Raw genomic sequence first — 19,201 nt, 5'->3', positions numbered from 1 at the left:
GATGTTATTTTCCGATACTTGATACATATAATAAGATAAGTTGAAAATAGCTTAAAAACTATCAACTCATAACCAACAACTAAAAACTAATATTTATCTTTGTCCTTATGAAATGGGAACAGATTATTGGTCAGCAATCCATCAAAAATCTTTTACAGGATAGTATTCAGGATTCTAGAGTTGGGCACGCGCAACTTTTCGTAGGAGAAGAAGGTTTTGGTGTTTTACCATTGGCTTTAGCGATGGCTCAGGAGATTTTTGAGAAAGAAAATCCTGCATCTGTTCATAAGGTCGAGAATCTCAATCATCTTGATTTGCATTTCAGTTTTCCGGTTTTTTCTGAGAAGAATGTTTCGCTGAGTAAACGTTTTTTCGACAATTTCAGAGAGATGGTTCTGGAAAATCCTTATTCATCCTTTGATGATTGGACGAGTTTCCTGGAATCTGAGAATAAACAGTTTTTCATTTCAGCGGACGAAGCCGAAGATATCGGACAAAGATTCAATCTGAAAAGTTTTGAAGGCGGAAGCAAAATTCTTATCGTTTGGAGAGCTGATAAAATGAATGATGCGGCAGCCAACAAAATCCTGAAGTTTCTGGAAGAACCTCCTAAAAATACATTCATTATTCTTTGTGCGCCAAGTACCAATGATATTTTACCAACCATTTTATCAAGATGTCAGATTGTCAATGTTCCTAGAATTAATGATGAAGATATTTTAGAAAAACTTCAAAACCACAATTCAGCAAAAGAAATTGCTTATCAGGCTCAGGGTGATTGGAATTTGGCTAAATCATTATCAGAAAATAACGAGGGTGCTTCGGAATTCGAGACTTTATTTATCCAATGGGTTCGGAATGCTTTTCAGGCAAAAAAGAAACCCGAAGTTCTCCGCGAAATTGTAAAATGGGCACGTCAAATCTCCGAATGGAATCGTGAAAAACAAATGAAATTCCTCAATTATTGTATTGAGATTTTCCGTTTGGCAATGCTTCAAAATTACGGAAATGATAATCTTGTTTATAAGAAATTGAGTGAAGGTAATTTCAACTGGCAATCTTTTTCCAAGTTCATTCACGGTGCTAATATTGTTTCTATTGTTGAGGAAATCACAGATGCCTCTTACCACATTTCCAGAAACGCCAATTCCAAAATTGTATTGACCGATATGGGAATCAAATTGACCAGATATATTCATAAAGCTTCAAATTAGTTTTAGATTTTAAATCTGACTGTTACTTCTTAGTTTATTGTTGAATTTTAAAAATATTCTGAACACAATGAAAAAAATATTATTTCTATCCGTTATTCTATTATTGATGAATTCTTGCAATGGACAAGAGAAAAAAGAAGTCGAAAATACGCTTAAAGTTAATACAGTAAAACCTAAACAGAAGCAGACAATTCAGGTTGATAAAATTGCACTTAACACAAGTGTAGATACAATCTTGAAAGGTTTTAATTTGGATAAGAAAGACAATTATTCTACAACAGTCAACCTGAATCTGGATTATGAAGAATTCTCGTTTTCGCCGGATAATGATTTCAGATTTAATGATTTGAATATCGGAAAAATCACAAGTTTGGTTATCTATTACCTGAAAAAGGATAATAACGCCTTTGTTTACGAATTGGAAATGGAAAACAACAATAACTCCGAATTGTTGATAGCCGAATTCAATAAAAAATTCGGGAAACAAACCTTTTATAAAAAGCGTGAAAACACAAAAAAAAATCCACTCTTTTTAGATGAAAACGGCGAATATGAAACCGACCATATTACTGAAGAGGCGATGAAATGGAAGGATGACAAAAATAACGCAACCTATTTTGTTGTCTATAAAAATAATCTGGATACCAAAGAAAATAAAATCTTTATAAGTGTCATCACCGATAGCAGTACAAAGTTTTCCGAGTGGATAGATTACAGAAGTCTGGATATGGTTTTTTCAAAATAATTATGCCGCTATTTTTTGATCTTCTCATTTTTTAGTTGATTGGATTCTCAATCTGCAAAACCCTTTTTTTACATAGTTCAGTTCCTTCTTTTATTATATTTGATTTCTAATAATTTACATTTATTTACAATGTCTATAATTCCTTAATAAAAAATTAATCAAACAAATGTTTGATTGAACGTGTTTTTGATTTAACTTTGCGCCGTTAAAAATCAATTATGCCAACAAAAGAAGAACATATTATGATGGTTGCGGAGAAACTCTTCGCTGCCAACGGCTATAATGGGACTTCGGTGAGAGACATTGCGACCAAAGCAAAGGTCAATGTTTCTATGATTTCCTATTATTTCGGTTCGAAGGAAAACTTGATGGAGGAGCTTTTCAAATGGAGAATGGAAGAAGGACTCAACTTTGCAAAGAATATTTTAGAAAATAATGAACTGAACGAAATTCAAAAAATTGATGCTTTTATAGATAATTTCGTAAACCGAGTTCAGAGATTGAGAGACTTCTTTTTGCTTGTTCATACGCAACAAGTTATCAGTCAGAATAAAAATATTCAGAATTTTCTTAGAGCATCAAAAATCAATTATATAGAAATCAATCAAAAGATTATAGAACAAGGTCTGGAAAAAGGAATTTTTACTAAAAAACCTTCTTATCATCTTTTACAATGCACCATTTCGGGAACTATTTTCAACGCTATGCATGGTACTAAAATATATAAGGAATATCTGAAAAAACATAACTCAGATTTCGACGAGAAACTATATGAAAATCAATATTTCCAGGAAGCCTCTGACCACGTGAAAACCATTGTGCGAGCGCTGGTTGGTTACCAAGGATAATCATTACACACAACTATAACAATAATTACTAAAGTGAATAAATTTTTTGCAACAGTATTCTTAATAACCACTTTCTCTTTTGTTTCTGCTCAGGAAAAAAGAGTGTTGAGTCTGGAAGAAGCTGTGAAATTGGGAATAGCAAATAGCAAAAATCTAAAGATAGATCAAGCTAAAATAGAAGAATCTACAGCCAATCTTTTGGCAGCGAAAAACAAGCAGCTACCGGAACTGACGGTTTCTGGAAGTTATTTGTATTTGCCTTTAGAGCCTAATGTGGATTTGAAAATTGCAGGAATGTCTGGAGGCGGACCAAAAGTGAGCAATGTGCTTTATGGTTCTGCCAATCTTTCCGTTCCAATCTACTCTGGAGGAAGAATCAAATACGGAATCAAATCTGCAGAATATCTTGTAGAAGCTTCTAAACTAACATCCGAAAACGATAAGAATGTGATTGCTTACAACATTTCTCAGGCTTACAATAATCTTTTTAAGGCTAATGAAGTAGTGAAATTGTTGAAAGAAAATTTGGCATCTTCACAGAAAAGAGACCAATCCTTTATCAAATTAGAAAACAACGGCGTCATCGCAAGAAATGACCGTTTGAAAGCGCAACTTCAGACTTCTAACATCGAGTTACAATTGATGGAAGCGCAGAACAATTACAGTATTGCCAACATCAATATGGATTTACTTCTTGGTCTTCCGGACAATACCGAAATCGAAGTTGATTCTAAATATATCGGCGAAGATGACCTTGGAAAACCGGATGATTATTATCTGAATTTGGCCAGAGAAAGCAGAAATGATTTGAAAGCTTTGGATTATCAAAGAAAAGCAGCAGCACTTGGAACCAAATCTGCAAAAGCAGAAAACCTTCCTTCATTAGCCTTCACAGGTGGTTACGTTGCAGCGGACATTCCGAAACTTTTAACGATTACAAATGCTGTGAATGTTGGAGTTGGAATTCAATATAATCTTTCTAATATCTGGAAAAAAAACTCAAGTTTGATGCAATCTAAAGCTAGAGAACAGGAATTGGCTGCAAACAATGATTTGTTAAATGACAATGTGACTTTGGAAGTAAAACGTGATTATCAGAATGACCTCTATGCGCACAAGAAAATCGATGTTTATCAAAGAGCATTAGAGCAAGCGGAAGAAAATTACAGAATTACACTTAATAAATATAACAACGGTTTAGAAACCATTACCAATCTTTTGGATGCTGATACTGCAAGAATCACAGCGAACGTAAATGTGGTTACTTCTAAAGCAGATGCAGCACTGGCTCACAAAAAATTATTACAAACTTCAGGAATTATTAATCAATAAGGTGTGATGCAGGATGTCGGAAGTCCGATGGCTGCTATTCGGAAACAAAAAAATAAACTTAATCTAAAATCATCCGACATCCATCATCGGACATCGGACAAATCAACAAAAAACTTTAAACAAATAAAATGGCACAAGATAACATAAAATTCGAGCAGGGAGAGATTCCGGTAAAAAAGAAAAAAAGTCCGGTTTTCTACATCGTATTAGCAATTGCAGTTTTGGCTGGTGCTTTCTTTGGTTTCAGAGAATACCAGTACAGTCAAGCTCACGAAGAAACGGACGATGCACAAATCGCAGCAGATGTAAGTCCGGTAATTTCTAAAATATCAGGCTACGTTGCAGAAGTAAAAGTTAAGGACAATCAGTTTGTGAAAAAAGGAGATACGCTTGTTGTTCTTGATAACAGAGACCAGACAATGGCTTTGGAACAGGCAGAAGCAGCGTTAGGAACGGCTCAGAGCAATGTAGCATCCGCTCAGGCTGGTTCGGAAGCAGCAAAAACAGGAATCGGTAATTCCAGAGCGGCAGTTCAGACGGCTAATGCGCAAATCGAAGCTGCGAAAGTGAATGTCTGGAGAACAGAGCAGGATATGAAAAGATATTCCGAATTGGTAAAAGACCACACCATTACGCAGCAACAATATGAGCAGGCATCTGCAGCATATCAAACCGCTCAGAAACAACTTCAGGTTTTGATTGACCAAAAGAATCAGGCTAATGTTCAGACCGGTGTTGTTACATCTCAATCTAATGCAACCTATCAAAATGTCGGCATCGCCAATTCACAATTGAAGCAAAGACAGGTGGATGTAGAAAATGCAAAGCTGAATCTTTCTTACACCGTAATCACGGCTAAGGAAAATGGTTATGTTTCCAAGATTCCTGTTCAGGTGGGACAATATATCCAGGCTGGTTCACAATTATTCAGTGTAGTTTTGAGTAACCAAAAATGGGTTGTTGCCAACTACAAAGAAACTCAGGTTGAGAAAATGGTAGAAGGCCAGAAAGTAGAAATTGAAATCGATGCTTATCCTGATCAAAAATTCCAGGGAACTATCAGTTCATTCTCTCCGGCTACAGGTTCTGCATTTGCATTGTTGCCTCCGGATAATGCGAGTGGTAACTTCGTAAAAGTCGTTCAGAGACTTCCTGTTAAAATTACTTTCGACAATCTTAACGAAGATATTATGAAAAAACTACGTGTCGGGATGAATGTTCAAACTGTCGTTTCATTAAAATAAAAACAAGGAAGCTGGAAAAGGGAACAAGAAGCATTTAAAAACTTCTGACCTCTGACATCCGGCATTCAACTCAAAATTATGCAAGACGATTCATTAGTAGAATACGGATTTCGCAGAACCATTATTACCATCACGGCGATTATGTGTGCGCTTCTTGAGATTGTGGACTCCACCATCGTGAACGTGGCACTTAACGAGATGAAGGGTAACCTTGGGGCAACACTTTCCGAAGTGGGTTGGGTAATCACGGCTTATGCCATTGGTAACGTGATTATCGTTCCGATGACAAGTTGGCTTTCCCAACAGTTCGGGCGTAGAAATTACTTTGCGGTATCCATTATCATATTCACGATTTTTTCTTTTCTCTGTGGTAATGCGACCAATATTTGGGAACTGGTATTTTTCAGACTTTGTCAGGGGATTGGTGGTGGAGCACTTTTGGTAACTTCACAAACCATTATCACCGAATCTTATCCTGTTGAAAAAAGAAGTATGGCTCAGGCCATCTACGGATTGGGCGTGATTATCGGGCCAACGCTTGGTCCGCCATTGGGAGGTTATATTGTTGACAATTACAGCTGGCCTTATATCTTTTATATCAATATTCCTTTGGGAATTATTGCGACGTTACTGACATTACAATTTGTGAAAAGTCCTCGATATTCCGAGAAACGCTCAGCTTCCGATGTTGATTGGATCGGGATTGGATTATTGGCAGCGTTCGTGGGTTCTTTACAATACATTTTGGAAAGAGGTCACGAGGACGATTGGTTTGCCAGTAAAGCCATTGTAGTATTGACGATTACAGCTGTTGTAGGATTCATATTATTTATTTGGCGAGAACTCACCTTCAAGTATCCGATTGTTGAACTCCGCGTTCTCAAGAATGGAAATCTTAGAATTGGAACCGTGATGTCCTTCATTTTAGGATTCGGTTTATATGGTTCCACATTTATTGTTCCGCTTTATACACAGAGTATTCTGGGTTGGACGGCATTACAATCTGGAGCACTGATGATTCCTGCTGCATTGACAACCGCTTTTATGATGCCAATCATTGGTCAATTGTTGACCAGAGGTGCTAAGCAGCAGATATTGGTAGCATTAGGGTTATTCATCTTCTTCGTTTACAGTTTTTGGGGTTATAAAATCCTGACGCCAGACACCGGCAAAGATGCCTTCTTCTGGATGCTAATTGTAAGAGGAATGGGATTGGGATTGTTATTTATTCCAATCACATCATTATCGTTAAGTACTTTGAAAGGTCCAGAGATTGGGCAAGGTGCTGCTTTTACAGGGATGATGCGTCAGTTAGGAGGTTCATTCGGGATTGCAGCGATTACAACTTTCATTGCCAACAAGAGTGAATTGTACAGAAGCAATCTGGTGTCGCACTTGGATGTCAACGATTTTGATGTTCAGCAGAGAGTTGCAGCACTCAAAGCCAGCTTCATCGCCAAGGGTTATACGCCAGACAGAGCGCTGAATGCCGCTTATCAAATGCTGGATTTCTCGGTAACCAAACAGGCAACAGTATTATCTTATATGGATGTTTTCCTTTATTTGGGATTGATGTTTTTGATATGTATTCCCTTTGTGCTCTTCGTAAGAGAACGAAAAGGCAAAGGCGAGAAAATCGACCTGAGCGCGGCTCATTAATTTATTTTTTTTTAGTTATTTGTTAGAAACTCAGAATCTTGATTGATTCTGAGTTTTTTTTTGGCATTGATTTTAATGGTAGTTGAATTATCAATCCATTCAAAATCAAAGTTATGATGCCATTACTATCCCAGATACTTCATCTTTTTCTTATAGCCATTCCCGTAGCCTGCATTGCGTGGACGGTAACCCACGAAGAGATTTTTCGTGAGCCTAGAGAGTATTGTCAAAAGATCTGTGGTAGTTCACAATCTATTGCCAAAAGAAAATTTTTCTATCTTTTTACCTGCGAATATTGTTTCAGCCATTACGTCAGCATTATTTTTTTAATCATCACCGGATTTCAGTTACTCTACAACGATTGGCGCGGCTACTTGCTGGCGTTCTTCTCGCTGGTCTGGATTGCCAACTGGTATATGAGCCTCTTCGGCTACCTGAGACAAAGCTTGAAAGTTGAGAAAATAGAGGCTAAGATGAAGGATGAGAATTTGAAGGAAATGACAGGCGATAAATAATCTTTCAGACAAAGAGTCTTTGTTCGCTCGAGTAAAGATAGTTTCTCAAAAATTTCTCAACTTCCAAACTCACACATTCTCAATAGCTCCCACTCAATCAAATCCATTGAAGTTTTGAAGCCAATGTACAAGCTTCGGTAGTATTGGAAACCCGCATCTTTTCAAGGATATTTTGTCTGTGTCGATTCACAGTATTGATGCTGATAAAGAGAAAATCCGCAATTTCCTTACTCTTTTTTCCTGACTGAATCATCTTCAGAATTTCCTTTTCACGGGCAGACAGGAAATTAGAATTCTCAACTTCGGTCTGCTGAATAATGCTTCCTTCGGCTGTATTGATAATCATTCCTGTGTAATCTGAGGACGGTAAGAAATCGAAATGATAAAGGCAGAGTGCCAGCTCTACATTCTTATGATGCACATCTGAAAAATAAAACATCTTATGTATCAAAGACCTTGAATTACTCAATAATCTCAGTTTGCTGATAATACAAAAATCCTTACGCTTATCAAACGCCATCGTCTTGATAAACTGAAAAAACTGAAGCTCCAGGATGTGCTTCTGCAAAACATCATCAGGATTCAGAATGTTAAACAATTCATCTTCCCAGATACTTTCGATTTCAAGCTGATTTCTATTCTGAAAGATATTGAGTTCATCGGCGATTTTGCCTGAGTAGATGTAGCTTTTATTGTTCTTGAGGTCGCTGAGAATTGCGATTCCATTTTCCAGTTCCACAAAGTTCTGAGCTATTAACTTACATTGCTCCAGCTGCAATTGTTCTGTTTCGTAAACAAAATCCTGTTGCAACAATTGCTCATTCAAATCAGACTGAATATTCTTCATCAATAATTATTTAATCTCTCGCGCTTTTTGAAGTGTTTCCTCGATATTTTGGGTCAGGATTTCAGGAACGTAATTTTCTCTTGGTGTTCCATTGATATGATATAATCTCTCCGTCGGAAACTGGAATCCAATCTTGGTTTCGGTCATTTGGAAGTTAGAGATTGCGCCAAGCAAACCAGCCATTTTGGTTCCGATTATTTTGGCTTTTTTCATACCGTCAAAACCAATTGCCATCCCTTCGCCCATGCTTCCCGTCCAATGTCCAACCAGAATATAAACTTTACCATTATAAGTTGTTTTGCGTGGTGTCACGTATTCTTACCAATGTCTTTTGGTTTCAAAATCTTTTTCATCAAACTCATGCCCCTGAAAAGGTAAAAGCTGATTGGTGAATCTGCCCATTATTGCCCTTGCAACAGTAGAATTGCCGCCACTAGGAGTTTCAGTTAAGTCAATAATCAGATTTTTGAACTGGAAAAAGCTATCCAATGTTTTATCAAATTCTGCAATGAGATTGTTGTTTCCCAAAGAATTATTGATTTTGATATAGGCAGTAGTATCATTAAGAACCTTACTGAAAAGCAATTCATTACTGTTTCCATAGGTGATGGGAACAAAAGTTTTCGATTTTCCGTTCTCGACAACTGTAATTTCTCTTTTAATATCGTGAGTACCTGCAAACAGCATATCAATAGCATATTGATACATCTTTTGAGTATGTTGGGTTGTAAATTTTGGTAAGAATTTTTTCAGTTGTTCATCAACAGACTTTCCATTGTAAGCGGTAACTTCCATTCCTGGTTTTAAACCTGCTAAATCAGCTCCAAACCCTTTTCTTATATCCTTAATAATATATTTGTTGCCAACTTTTTCGAGATACAAATCCGATCCGGAAGGGACTAATCTGTTGGAATTTGGTAGATTGGTATTTAAGGATGAATGCCCGTTGTACAATTCGTTTAAAACATTTTCCATAAATGTAATGAATTCGTCATCATTGGAAATCCTAGAAGATTGAGGCTCATAGATTTGTTTGACTTTTTTCCAGTCAATATTTTGCTGGTCAAGATAGGCGTAATTGTCATTGATATCTGCCCAAAATTCATTGAAATCTTTTTGGTATTTTGTCTGAGCAGAAGTCCAGTTATTTACAAGAAACATTATAACTGGGAAGATTAGTTTTATTTTAAGATTGAAAATTCTATCGAAAGGATTCATTACTTGTTTAGTCTTTTTTATTTTAAGTCAAAAAATGGTTATTTATCAGTATTGATTATTCAGGCTAATGAATCTAAATTTGCCTGTCAAGATGTAAAAATACAATGAATAATCTGAACGAAAAACAAAAAATGCTCTCCGGCGAATTATATGATGCAAATGATGCAACATTGGTGGAGGAAAGACAGAGATGCAAGGATTTGTGCTTCCGCTACAATCAGACTCAGCCTTCTAAAATGAAGGAGCGAAAAGGTATTATCAAAACGCTATTTGGCAAAACAGGGAAAATGTTCCTGATAGAACAGCCTTTCTACTGTGATTACGGTTACAACATAGAAATCGGGGAAAACTTCTACACCAATGTTAATGTCGTGATTCTCGATTGCGCAAAAGTGACTTTCGGAGACAATGTTTTCATTGCCCCGAATTGCGGATTCTATACCGTGAATCATCCTCTTGATGTAGAAACCAGAAACACAGGACTGGAATATGCAAAACCTATCACCGTCGGAAATAACGTTTGGATTGGCGCAGGTTGTAGCATTCTTCCGGGTGTTACCATTGGTGATAATGCTGTCATTGGTGCAGGAAGCGTCGTCGTAAAAGATATTCCAGCGAATGTTTTAGCCGTCGGCAATCCTTGTAAAGTCATCAGGGAAATATAAAAATAAAAACCACAAAAGGCATAAAAGTACAAGTTCAGGAATATTTAAAAGTTCATATTTTCTTATAATCCAAACTAATAACCAGCTGAAATTCTTTTATGTCTTTTGTGGTTTAATGTAACTACTTGACTTTGATGAGTAAAACGTCTTTGTGACGGTTACAACATTGAATCAAACTAAGAAACTTTGCGTTTAAAATTATATTAAGAATGAAGAAAATTATATTAGCATCAATTCTGATGTTGGCTTTTTTCCAAACAAAAGCACAATCTTTGGAAAAAATGACCTGGTTCAACGAGCCTTCACAATGGGAAATCAAAGACAAAAGACTTACAATGACCGTCACGCCGCAAAGCGATTATTGGAGAATTTCGCATTATGGTTTTACGGTGGATGATGCGCCATTTTATTATTCGACTTACGGTGGAGAATTCGAAACGAAAGTTAAAATCACCGGAGATTACAAAGCCCGATTTGACCAAATGGGACTAATGCTCAGAATTGATGAACAAAATTACATCAAAGCCGGTGTGGAATTCGTTGATGGAAAATTTAATCTGAGTACAGTTGTAACTCACAAAACCAGTGATTGGAGTGTGATTGTTCTCGAGAAAACGCCGCCATTTGTCTGGATAAAAGCCGTAAGAAGGTTAGATGCCGTTGAGATTTTTTATTCATTTGATGACAAAGAATATGTAATGATGCGAAATGCTTATCTGCAAGACAACACACCGGTTCAGGTTGGTTTTATGGCAGCAAGTCCGGACGGAAACGGTTTCAAAGCGACTTTTGAAAATTTTTCTGTCAAACATTTACCAGACCAACGACGATTGGAATGGCTGAGGAAAAATCAGAATTGATTTATAATATTTATTAGTTAAAGTAAAAAGGTGTTTGGAGAATTCTGAATGCCTTTTTTAATATGGCTTCGTAATCTGATGGCTTGGCAAATGTGATTCGGGTTTTATGAATTGTTTTGCTTTGTCTAAAGATTAAAATTGATAAGCATTGATTTTATCATCATTCATCAATTGTTGAATAAGCGCTTCGTGATTTGTGTTTTTCCCTGTCAGCTTCCAAGTGGTGGCAAGGCTTCCTGTAGTAAATTGCTGTTTGATGATGAGGTATTTCAAATGATGATTTTTAAACATCGCTTCACAATATTGGAAGTCATCCTTGGAGCTTGTTACAATGCGGTATTCCCTGATTTTATGACGATTATCAATGTAATCTTGGAGATAAGTCAACAAGCTGAGAATCAATAAAACCAGAATCGTTCCCAAAAGAGCTAGAGCAATGTGACCGGAACCAATAGCCATTCCAAGAGAAGCGGTTGCCCAGATCGTTGTGGCGGTCGTGATACCTCCAATTTTATTATCGTCTTTGAAAATAACACCAGCACCAAGAAAACCAATTCCTGTAATAATATTGGCGGCTAGTCTGTCTGGATTCTCGACTCCGATTTTGATAGAAAGAATGGTAAATAAGCAAGACCCAAAACTTACCAATATGAAAGTCCTTAAACCGGCAGATTTATTACGATATTCTCTTTCGGCGCCAATAATAAGACCGATAAAAACTGAGATGATTATTAATAAAAGGTCATTTTGCAAGGCGAACATTTCCAAAAATTCCATAGAAAAATATTGATTAAAATTAAGAAAAATCTATCATATCAACCTTCTTGTTCTAATCAAATAATCCAGATACTTTTCCCCATGTTGTCTATAAAGAAATTCCTCTTCCAGTCTTATCTGAACCTGAATCAATACATAACCCAGAATCAAAAACAATAGAGAAACCGCATTTGGTGTAAGAAAGAAAAGACCGACCAAACTTACAACCATTCCAAAGAAAATAGGATTTCTGGAAATCGAAAATAATCCGGAAGTTACCAATTCAGTTTTCATATTGTTATCAATCCCGATTCTCCAGGAATCTTTCATTTGATTCTGAGCAACAATCGTCCAAATCAAAGCTAATAACATGAATATCAATCCAACGAATTTCAGGAACTCGACATCAAGAAAGTCAATAGAAAGAAAAGAACTTTCCGACAAAAACGGAAACAAAATAACATAAACGAAAATCCCAGCCAGACAAAGTTTGAAATAATTTCCAACTAGCGCATAAGCACTTTCGTCCTGGGGTAAAACCAAAGGGTTTTTCTTGATTCTTCTGGCAACAATAATCGTTTTCGCAACAAAAGAAATCCCGAAAAATAGAATAAAATAAGTGGGTAAAAAGATTTTGATCAATAATTCCATAGCTGATTTTTCCGCAAAATTAAAGCTGTGGAAAGTGCAATACTATTACAAAGTTTCGTCGAGACAGTTTTCACAAATCCCTTTCGCAAAAAACCTAACTTCATCTATTCGGAAACCTAGATTCGGGTGGTCTGCAAACGTTACATTCTCTTTGCAGGTCGTCTGTTTACAGATTTTGCAGTAGAAATGCAGATGTCTGTCGCTGTGTGTATTTTCGTTGCAGTCATCCTCGCAAAGCCGATATTTTGTAGTGCTATTTTCCTGGATACTGTGAACGATTCCTTTTTCTTCGAAAGTTTTCAGCGTTCTGTAAATCGTGATTCTATCGGCATTTTCAAACTGATTTTCAATCTCCGACAAAGACAAAGCCACATCCTGAGAGTCCAGAAAATCATACACCAAAATCCGCATACTCGTCGGTTTGGTATTCTTTTTCATCAGTTTATTTTCAATTTCATTTCTCATCAGAAAATTAATTTTTAGGAGCCGGGAACCTGCTTTCCGTTACAATTCCTCGCTCGGTCGACTCCGCTTTGCTCCGTCGCCTCACTGCGGGATTTCCACTGCAATCAGGGCTAGGAGATTCGACATTCAATCAACGTTTCTCATAATTCAAACGCTTGTACTCTCAAACCCTCCAACTCAAATTATCCAATCAGATCCAAAAACTGCTGTTCATCCAGAATCGTAATCGTTCCGATGTCCTGCGCTTTTTTTAGTTTACTTCCGGCTTTTTCTCCAACCACCAGATAATTGAGGTTTTTTGAAACTGCCGAGATATTTTTTCCGTTATGTTTTTCCACCATTTCTTCTGCTTGTTCTCTTGTGAAAAGCGACAATTTTCCAGTGAAAAGAAACGTTTTTCCTTCCAAAACATTGGATAAGACTTCATTCGTGTTTTCTCCTTTTTCCAACTGAACTCCGTATGATTTCAAGCGTTCAATCATCAGAATGTTTTCAGAATTCTGGAAAAAGTCCGTGATGCTGACCGCGATTTTCATTCCGATATCTTCAACTTGGCAAAGCTCTTCCAAAGTTGCATTTTTCAATTCATCAATCGTAGAAAAATTCTTGACCAGTTTCTTCGCCACCGTTTCTCCAACGTGTTTGATTCCGATTCCGAATAATACTTTTTCAAATGGAACTTCTTTCGATTTTTCAATCCCGTCCAGAATATTCTGAGCCGATTTTTCAGCCATTCTTTCAAGTGGAAGAAGCTGCTCTTTTTTGAGTGTGTAAAAATCAGCAGGGTTTTCAATCAGCTTTTCTCTGTAGAGTTGCTCAATCGTTTCTCCGCCAAGATTCTCGATATTCAAAGCTTTTCTGGAAACATAATGAATCATTCTTCCCACTACTTGTGGGGGACAATGCAGCTCATTCGGACAAAAATGAATCGCCTGGTCTTCAATTTTTACCAGTACAGTTCCACATTCCGGGCAGTTTTTGATGTATTCTATTGGGGTTTGTAAAAGCGTTCGTTTTTCAGTATTCACACCAACAATCTTTGGGATAATTTCGCCGCCTTTTTCGACATATACAAAATCGTGCTCGTGCAAATCCAGTTTTTTGATAATATCTTCGTTATGAAGAGACGCGCGTTTTACCGTTGTTCCTGCCAATAAAACAGGCTTCAGATTCGCAACAGGCGTAATGGCACCGGTTCTTCCAACTTGATAAGAAACACTTTGCAATTCGGTTTCCACTTTTTCCGCCTTGAATTTGTAAGCCATTGCCCAACGTGGCGATTTGGCAGTATAACCGAGTTGTCTTTGCTGTTTTAATGAATTAACTTTCAAAACAATGCCGTCAATTTCAAAAGGTAATTGGTGTCGTTCTGTATCCCAAAATGTGATGAATTCTTTTACTTCATTCAATGTTTTACATAATTTCGCCTGGTCTTCCGAAACTCGAAAGCCCCAGTTTTTGGCTTTAGCAAGGATGTTCCAATGGGTATCTGCCGGAAATTCATCCGAAATATATTGATACAAAACCGCCGACAATCCACGTTTTCTTACTTCTCCGGAATCCTGCATTTTCAGACTTCCACTGGCGGTATTTCTCGGATTCATAAACAAATCCAAACCTTCCTCTTCACGAGCTTTATTGATTTTATCAAAGTTTTTTCTAGTAAGATAAATTTCGCCGCGGATAAAAAATCGTTTAGGAAAATCACCTTTCAAGGTCAGAGGAACATCAGAAATCGTTCTTACATTATTAGTAATTTCATCACCCTGAAAACCGTCGCCACGCGTAACAGCCTGCGACAATTTTCCGTTTTCGTAAAGAATGGAAATCGAAGCGCCGTCATATTTCAGTTCGGCTACAAATTCTACAGGTTCATCAATGGTTTTGATGATTCGTTTTTCCCAATCTTCAAGGTCGTCAAAATCATAAGAATTGTCGAGAGAATACATTCTGTACTGATGCTGGACGGTCGGGAAATTCTTCGTGATTCCGCCACCAACACGCAAAGTCGGAGAATTAGCATCGAAAAATTCTGGATGTGCTGTTTCCAGCTCCTGAAGTTCTTTTAGTTTTTCATCAAATTCAAAATCAGAAATCGTATTATTATCAAGAACATAATAATTGTAATTATGCTGATGAAGTTCTTCTCTCAGGGATTCTATCTTTTGCTGAATGTTTTCGGACATTGGGAAAATTTATTTAAAGCAAAAATAACCAAAACAAGGAGAACGACTAAAAATAAAATGAGTAATTTGCTTACTTGTAAAATAATCCACATAGATTTGAATTCTGCGAGTCTTGCTAAGTTTTACGCTTTTGCGAACCTTAAAAAAGTTTAGTAATTAAAAAATCTTTGTGGACTTTGCGTTCAAAATTTATTAATATCAGAAAAATGAAGAAAGTATTTTGTAGTTTAACCCTTGTCACAACTATGTTTATCAACGCCCAAACTCAAATTATCGCCCATCGTGGGTTCTGGAATACACAGCCCAAAACTTCGGAAAATTCGATTCAGTCCTTAGAAAATGCTCAGAAACTGAAAATTTATGGAACCGAATTCGATATTCATATGACCAAAGATGGGAAATTGGTGATCAATCACGACGAGCATCACGGAAAAATGGAAATCGCGGAAACTGATTTTTCCGATTTGAGAAAACTGAAATTATCCAACGGAGAAAAACTCCCAACCCTGAAAGATTATCTGAAGCAAGGAAAGAAAGATGCTTCCGTAAAATTAATTATCGAAATAAAACCAACCAAATCCAAAGAGCGTGAAAACGAAATCGTTACCAAAGTTCTGAAAACCGTAAAAGACCTCGGACTCGACAGCCAAAGTGATTATATCTCATTCAGTCTTAATATTTGTAAAGAAATCAAGAAACAAAATCCGTCTGCAAAAGTCCAGTATCTTGAAGGAAATCTTTCTCCTCAGCAAATCAAAGCCGAAGGTTTGGACGGATTGGATTATCATTACAGCGTTTTTGAGAAAAACCCGACTTGGATTTCAGAAGCCAATTCGCTTGGTTTGATTACCAATTCCTGGACTGTGAATGATATCAAAATTTACGAAGAACTCAAAAATCAAGGAATCAATTTCATTACGACTAACATTCCTGACCAATTAAAAGGCAAATAATTTTGTCGCATAGTCAGGTTAAATTTTATTAAATATATAATTTAATGTAATTGTTATCTGAGAATTTTTGAACACAAAGCTCACGAAGAATATATAATATTTTGGATATTTTAGTTCACAAAGGCGCTTACGCTTATATAAGTCTTGCTTTTCTTTTTTAAGTTTTACGGCTTTGTGAACTTAACAAACAACAATGTATAAAAAACTTCGTGCACTTTGTGTTCCAAAAAAAGTATCTTGTAAACTCAATCGAATTTCTCAATGATAAACTTGTATTAAATCATAAGACTTTATTCGGATTTTAAACGTGTGTTTGGTAAATTTGCACCTTCAAATTTTATAAATCAGATTATGAATCTTAAAGGTAAAAATGCCATTATCACAGGAGGTGGAAGAGGACTTGGAAAAGCTGTAGCTCAGATTCTTGCCAACGAAGGTGTGAACGTTGGTATCACGGGAAGAAACGAAAATTATCTCAAAATAGCAGTTAACGAACTGAAACAAACCGGCGTGAAAGTAGCTTACGCAGTTTTCAGTGTTGATAACGAATTAGAAGTTAAAGCAGGAATCGAATCTTTAGCAAACGAATTAGGCGGAATCGATATTTTGGTCAACAATGCAGGAATCGGTGACTTTGGAAGCATCGAGGAAATGGCTTCGGATGTTTGGGAACAAGTGATTAGAACCAATCTTTTCGGCGTTTATTACACAGCTAAAGCCGTTTATCCGTTTTTGAAAGAAAAAGGACAAGGTGACATCGTGAATGTTGCTTCCACAGCAGGATTGAAAGGCGGACCGAATATGTCGGCTTATGCGGCTTCCAAAGCGGCTGTCGTTTCCCTTTCACAGTCGATGATGGCAGAGTGGAGAAAGCAGAATATTCGTGTAATTACGCTGACACCGAGTACCATTGCTTCCGATATGAGCATCAATGGCGGTTTGACGGACGGTAATCCGGATAAGGTTCTTCAGCCAGAAGATTTTGCAGAATGGGTAAGAGATATCCTGAAAATGAACAGACGCGCATTGATTGCTAATGGTTCTATTTTCTCGACGAATCCTTAAAATAAAATAATTCTTAATATTCAACCCTTTCAGAGTTTCAAACTCTGAAAGGGTTTTGTTTTATATTAAGTTCAATTAACAGGGGCTTCGACTCCGCTCAGCCCGACAACGTTTAGGATAGACACTAAAAATACTTAATCGAAGGATCCCGAGCTTTAGTAATAGTTTCGTTATTTAATCTTTGCGTTTAAATCCCTTATTCCTATCTTTATCGGAATCAAATAAAAGATATGAAGAGAAACTCATTTTTAACAATGTCTGCAGTTTTCTTTGCAGCTCAAATCACCTTAACCAACGCTCAAACTAAATCTGAAGAAAAACTTAATCCAATCGTTCAAAGTTTTGTGAATGAAGTCAATAACAATTCCCAATTGGAAGATATGGCTTACGAACTTCTAGACGGCATCGGACCGCGTCTTGTCGGGACACCAGAGATGTTAGCCGCTAACAATTACACAGCCGATAAATTGAAATCTTGGGGAATCGATGCTAATCTTCAGCAATTCGGAACGTGGAAAGGCTGGCAGCGCGGAACAACACACGTAGATTTGGTTTATCCAAGAACTAAAACATTATCTGCAACCCAATTAGCGTGGAGTCCGGCAACCAAAAAAGCGGTAGAAGCAGAAGTGGTGATTCTTCCGAAAGTATCTTCCAAAACCGAATTTGATAAATGGCTGCCGTCGGTGAAAGGTAAAATCGTTTTGATGGCGCAATATCATAAAATCGGTCGTTCTGATGAACAAATCAAAGAATTTGCAACACCGGAATTGTACGAAAAACTGAAAGCCGAGAAAGAACAGGCTAAAAAGGATTTCGCAGATTATATTAAGACTATCGGATATGATAACACAACATTACCGGAAGCTTTTGAAAAAGCGGGAGCTGCAGGAATTGCCATTTCCAACTGGACAGGAATCCATAGTACCAATCGTATTTTCGGGGCGAAAACGAAATCAATTCCAATGTTCGATATCGATTTGGAAGATTACGGAATGCTCTACAGAATGGCAGAAAAAGGCGCAAAACCGAGAATCAAAGTGGATGCACAATCCAAAGTTCTTCCGGAAGCCAAATCTTTCAACACCATCGGAATGATAAAAGGTTCAGAAAAACCAAACGAATATGTGATTCTTTCCGCTCACCTTGATTCCTGGGACGGTGCTCAAGGGGCAACAGATAACGGAACAGGAACTTTGACGATGCTGGAAACGATGAGAATCCTTAAAAAATATTATCCCAATCCAAAGCGTACCATTGTTGTTGGACTTTGGGGAAGCGAGGAACAAGGACTGAATGGTTCAAGAGGTTTTGTAGCCGACAATCCGGAAATTATCAAAGGCGTGCAGGCAGTTTTCAATCAGGATAATGGAACTGGAAGAGTAGTGGACATCAGCGGACAGGGTTTCAAAGATTCTTATGCTTATATCGGGAGATGGTTGGATGCAGCACCTAAAAAAGTAAAAGACCAGATCAAAAGTACTTTTCCAGGAATTCCCGGTGGAGGTGGTTCCGACCACGCTTCTTTCGTAGCAGCGGGCGTTCCAGGATTTTCGTTGAGTTCACTTAATTGGGGGTATTTCGGTTACACTTGGCACACGACCAAAGATACGTATGACAAAATCATTTTCGATGAGTTGAAAAATAACGTGATTCTGACTGCGACTTTAGCTTATATGGCGTCAGAAGATCCAGAGTTCACAAGCCGTGAAAAGCGCGTGATGCCTAATGATGATAAAGGTGCTGTGACCAAATGGCCCGAAGTGAAAGAACCGAAAAGAAGCAGTAAAGATTATTAATTGTACAAGTAAAAAGCGTCTCACTTATGAAACGCTTTTATTTATGATATCAGTATCCTTTTAATTCGCTAATATGAGTTTCAGAATATTTGTATGATTTTCTGCAAATAATGTTTTACCACAGCATCTATTTTTTGTATTTGTGTATCCATAGATAAAGTATTTGTATTGCAATTTCA

At 37.2% G+C, this 19,201-nt stretch carries 19 protein-coding genes; 12 read left to right on the top strand and 7 right to left on the bottom strand.

The window, feature by feature from the left end; genetic code table 11:
• Positions 1-107: 107 nt before the first annotated feature.
• The 7 genes from KI430_RS08670 to KI430_RS08640 all read left to right on the top strand — a co-directional run bounded on the left by KI430_RS08670 (position 108) and on the right by KI430_RS08640 (position 7,557).
• The gene (locus KI430_RS08670) at positions 108-1,214 is read left to right on the top strand and encodes an ATP-binding protein (RefSeq protein WP_248878194.1); all 1,107 of its coding nucleotides are present in this window, start codon (positions 108-110) and stop codon (positions 1,212-1,214) included.
• 67 nt (positions 1,215-1,281) lie between these two features.
• Entirely contained in the window at positions 1,282-1,959 is a 678-nt protein-coding gene (locus KI430_RS08665) for a hypothetical protein (protein WP_248878185.1), read from the top strand.
• Between the two features lie 218 nt (positions 1,960-2,177).
• Complete coding sequence (locus KI430_RS08660) at positions 2,178-2,807, top strand: TetR/AcrR family transcriptional regulator (RefSeq protein WP_248878183.1); 630 nt, start codon at positions 2,178-2,180, stop codon at positions 2,805-2,807.
• A gap of 33 nt (positions 2,808-2,840) precedes the next feature.
• Positions 2,841-4,139 (top strand): TolC family protein, encoded by a 1,299-nt coding sequence (locus tag KI430_RS08655; protein ID WP_248878181.1) that lies wholly within the window; start codon positions 2,841-2,843, stop codon positions 4,137-4,139.
• Between the two features lie 128 nt (positions 4,140-4,267).
• Positions 4,268-5,383, top strand: a complete 1,116-nt coding sequence (locus tag KI430_RS08650; protein WP_248878179.1) for an HlyD family secretion protein — start codon at positions 4,268-4,270, stop codon at positions 5,381-5,383.
• Positions 5,384-5,461: 78 nt separating this feature from the next.
• The gene (locus KI430_RS08645) at positions 5,462-7,042 is read left to right on the top strand and encodes a DHA2 family efflux MFS transporter permease subunit (protein ID WP_074233133.1); all 1,581 of its coding nucleotides are present in this window, start codon (positions 5,462-5,464) and stop codon (positions 7,040-7,042) included.
• A 113-nt stretch (positions 7,043-7,155) separates the two neighbouring features.
• Complete coding sequence (locus KI430_RS08640) at positions 7,156-7,557, top strand: hypothetical protein (RefSeq protein ID WP_248878178.1); 402 nt, start codon at positions 7,156-7,158, stop codon at positions 7,555-7,557.
• A 97-nt stretch (positions 7,558-7,654) separates the two neighbouring features.
• Here the strand turns inward: KI430_RS08640 and KI430_RS08635 are convergent, their stop codons facing one another.
• From KI430_RS08635 to KI430_RS08625, 3 genes are read right to left on the bottom strand one after another with little or no spacing between them, the layout of a single operon-like run.
• The gene (locus KI430_RS08635; protein ID WP_248878175.1) at positions 7,655-8,404 is read right to left on the bottom strand and encodes a response regulator transcription factor; all 750 of its coding nucleotides are present in this window, start codon (positions 8,402-8,404) and stop codon (positions 7,655-7,657) included.
• Positions 8,405-8,410: 6 nt separating this feature from the next.
• Entirely contained in the window at positions 8,411-8,716 is a 306-nt protein-coding gene (locus KI430_RS08630) for a S41 family peptidase (RefSeq protein ID WP_248878173.1), read from the bottom strand.
• 6 nt (positions 8,717-8,722) lie between these two features.
• The gene (locus KI430_RS08625; RefSeq protein ID WP_248878171.1) at positions 8,723-9,622 is read right to left on the bottom strand and encodes a S41 family peptidase; all 900 of its coding nucleotides are present in this window, start codon (positions 9,620-9,622) and stop codon (positions 8,723-8,725) included.
• A 104-nt stretch (positions 9,623-9,726) separates the two neighbouring features.
• Between KI430_RS08625 and KI430_RS08620 the strand changes: the two genes are divergently transcribed.
• Together KI430_RS08620 and KI430_RS08615 are read left to right on the top strand one after the other, a co-directional pair.
• Positions 9,727-10,287, top strand: a complete 561-nt coding sequence (locus KI430_RS08620) for a sugar O-acetyltransferase (protein ID WP_248878169.1) — start codon at positions 9,727-9,729, stop codon at positions 10,285-10,287.
• 209 nt (positions 10,288-10,496) lie between these two features.
• Positions 10,497-11,147 carry a DUF1349 domain-containing protein gene (locus KI430_RS08615; RefSeq protein ID WP_248878167.1) on the top strand — a complete coding sequence of 217 codons (651 nt, stop codon included), beginning with the start codon at positions 10,497-10,499 and terminating at the stop codon, positions 11,145-11,147.
• Between the two features lie 132 nt (positions 11,148-11,279).
• Here the strand turns inward: KI430_RS08615 and KI430_RS08610 are convergent, their stop codons facing one another.
• From KI430_RS08610 to ligA, 4 genes are all read right to left on the bottom strand, one after another.
• Complete coding sequence (locus KI430_RS08610; protein ID WP_248878165.1) at positions 11,280-11,924, bottom strand: MgtC/SapB family protein; 645 nt, start codon at positions 11,922-11,924, stop codon at positions 11,280-11,282.
• Positions 11,925-11,957: 33 nt separating this feature from the next.
• Positions 11,958-12,554, bottom strand: a complete 597-nt coding sequence (locus tag KI430_RS08605; protein ID WP_248878163.1) for a methyltransferase family protein — start codon at positions 12,552-12,554, stop codon at positions 11,958-11,960.
• Between the two features lie 45 nt (positions 12,555-12,599).
• Positions 12,600-13,019, bottom strand: coding sequence for a Fur family transcriptional regulator (locus KI430_RS08600; RefSeq protein WP_248878153.1), 420 nt, complete (start codon positions 13,017-13,019; stop codon positions 12,600-12,602).
• 182 nt (positions 13,020-13,201) lie between these two features.
• Positions 13,202-15,205 carry an NAD-dependent DNA ligase LigA gene (ligA, locus tag KI430_RS08595; RefSeq protein ID WP_248878151.1) on the bottom strand — a complete coding sequence of 668 codons (2,004 nt, stop codon included), beginning with the start codon at positions 15,203-15,205 and terminating at the stop codon, positions 13,202-13,204.
• Between the two features lie 206 nt (positions 15,206-15,411).
• Between ligA and KI430_RS08590 the strand changes: the two genes are divergently transcribed.
• From KI430_RS08590 to KI430_RS08580, 3 genes are all read left to right on the top strand, one after another.
• Positions 15,412-16,158 (top strand): glycerophosphodiester phosphodiesterase family protein, encoded by a 747-nt coding sequence (locus KI430_RS08590; RefSeq protein WP_248878149.1) that lies wholly within the window; start codon positions 15,412-15,414, stop codon positions 16,156-16,158.
• A gap of 351 nt (positions 16,159-16,509) precedes the next feature.
• Positions 16,510-17,223 (top strand): 3-ketoacyl-ACP reductase, encoded by a 714-nt coding sequence (locus tag KI430_RS08585; protein WP_248878147.1) that lies wholly within the window; start codon positions 16,510-16,512, stop codon positions 17,221-17,223.
• A 230-nt stretch (positions 17,224-17,453) separates the two neighbouring features.
• Positions 17,454-19,022 (top strand): M20/M25/M40 family metallo-hydrolase, encoded by a 1,569-nt coding sequence (locus KI430_RS08580; RefSeq protein ID WP_248878145.1) that lies wholly within the window; start codon positions 17,454-17,456, stop codon positions 19,020-19,022.
• Positions 19,023-19,201: the final 179 nt, after the last annotated feature.

Origin of the sequence: Epilithonimonas zeae (assembly GCF_023278365.1) — a bacterium.
GTDB lineage: Bacteria > Bacteroidota > Bacteroidia > Flavobacteriales > Weeksellaceae > Epilithonimonas > Epilithonimonas zeae_A.
The sequence above is the reverse complement of the archived record's forward strand: the minus strand, read 5'-3'. Positions and strand labels throughout refer to the sequence as shown.

Coding starts and splice junctions, on each gene's coding strand:
- KI430_RS08600 (WP_248878153.1), bottom strand. CDS start 13,019: ATGAGAAATGAAATTGAAAATAAACTGATGAAAAAGAATACCAAACCG.
- KI430_RS08580 (WP_248878145.1), top strand. CDS start 17,454: ATGAAGAGAAACTCATTTTTAACAATGTCTGCAGTTTTCTTTGCAGCT.
- KI430_RS08670 (WP_248878194.1), top strand. CDS start 108: ATGAAATGGGAACAGATTATTGGTCAGCAATCCATCAAAAATCTTTTA.
- KI430_RS08650 (WP_248878179.1), top strand. CDS start 4,268: ATGGCACAAGATAACATAAAATTCGAGCAGGGAGAGATTCCGGTAAAA.
- ligA (WP_248878151.1), bottom strand. CDS start 15,205: ATGTCCGAAAACATTCAGCAAAAGATAGAATCCCTGAGAGAAGAACTT.
- KI430_RS08585 (WP_248878147.1), top strand. CDS start 16,510: ATGAATCTTAAAGGTAAAAATGCCATTATCACAGGAGGTGGAAGAGGA.
- KI430_RS08625 (WP_248878171.1), bottom strand. CDS start 9,622: ATGAATCCTTTCGATAGAATTTTCAATCTTAAAATAAAACTAATCTTC.
- KI430_RS08635 (WP_248878175.1), bottom strand. CDS start 8,404: ATGAAGAATATTCAGTCTGATTTGAATGAGCAATTGTTGCAACAGGAT.
- KI430_RS08660 (WP_248878183.1), top strand. CDS start 2,178: ATGCCAACAAAAGAAGAACATATTATGATGGTTGCGGAGAAACTCTTC.
- KI430_RS08665 (WP_248878185.1), top strand. CDS start 1,282: ATGAAAAAAATATTATTTCTATCCGTTATTCTATTATTGATGAATTCT.
- KI430_RS08590 (WP_248878149.1), top strand. CDS start 15,412: ATGAAGAAAGTATTTTGTAGTTTAACCCTTGTCACAACTATGTTTATC.
- KI430_RS08620 (WP_248878169.1), top strand. CDS start 9,727: ATGAATAATCTGAACGAAAAACAAAAAATGCTCTCCGGCGAATTATAT.
- KI430_RS08615 (WP_248878167.1), top strand. CDS start 10,497: ATGAAGAAAATTATATTAGCATCAATTCTGATGTTGGCTTTTTTCCAA.
- KI430_RS08640 (WP_248878178.1), top strand. CDS start 7,156: ATGATGCCATTACTATCCCAGATACTTCATCTTTTTCTTATAGCCATT.
- KI430_RS08610 (WP_248878165.1), bottom strand. CDS start 11,924: ATGGAATTTTTGGAAATGTTCGCCTTGCAAAATGACCTTTTATTAATA.
- KI430_RS08605 (WP_248878163.1), bottom strand. CDS start 12,554: ATGGAATTATTGATCAAAATCTTTTTACCCACTTATTTTATTCTATTT.
- KI430_RS08645 (WP_074233133.1), top strand. CDS start 5,462: ATGCAAGACGATTCATTAGTAGAATACGGATTTCGCAGAACCATTATT.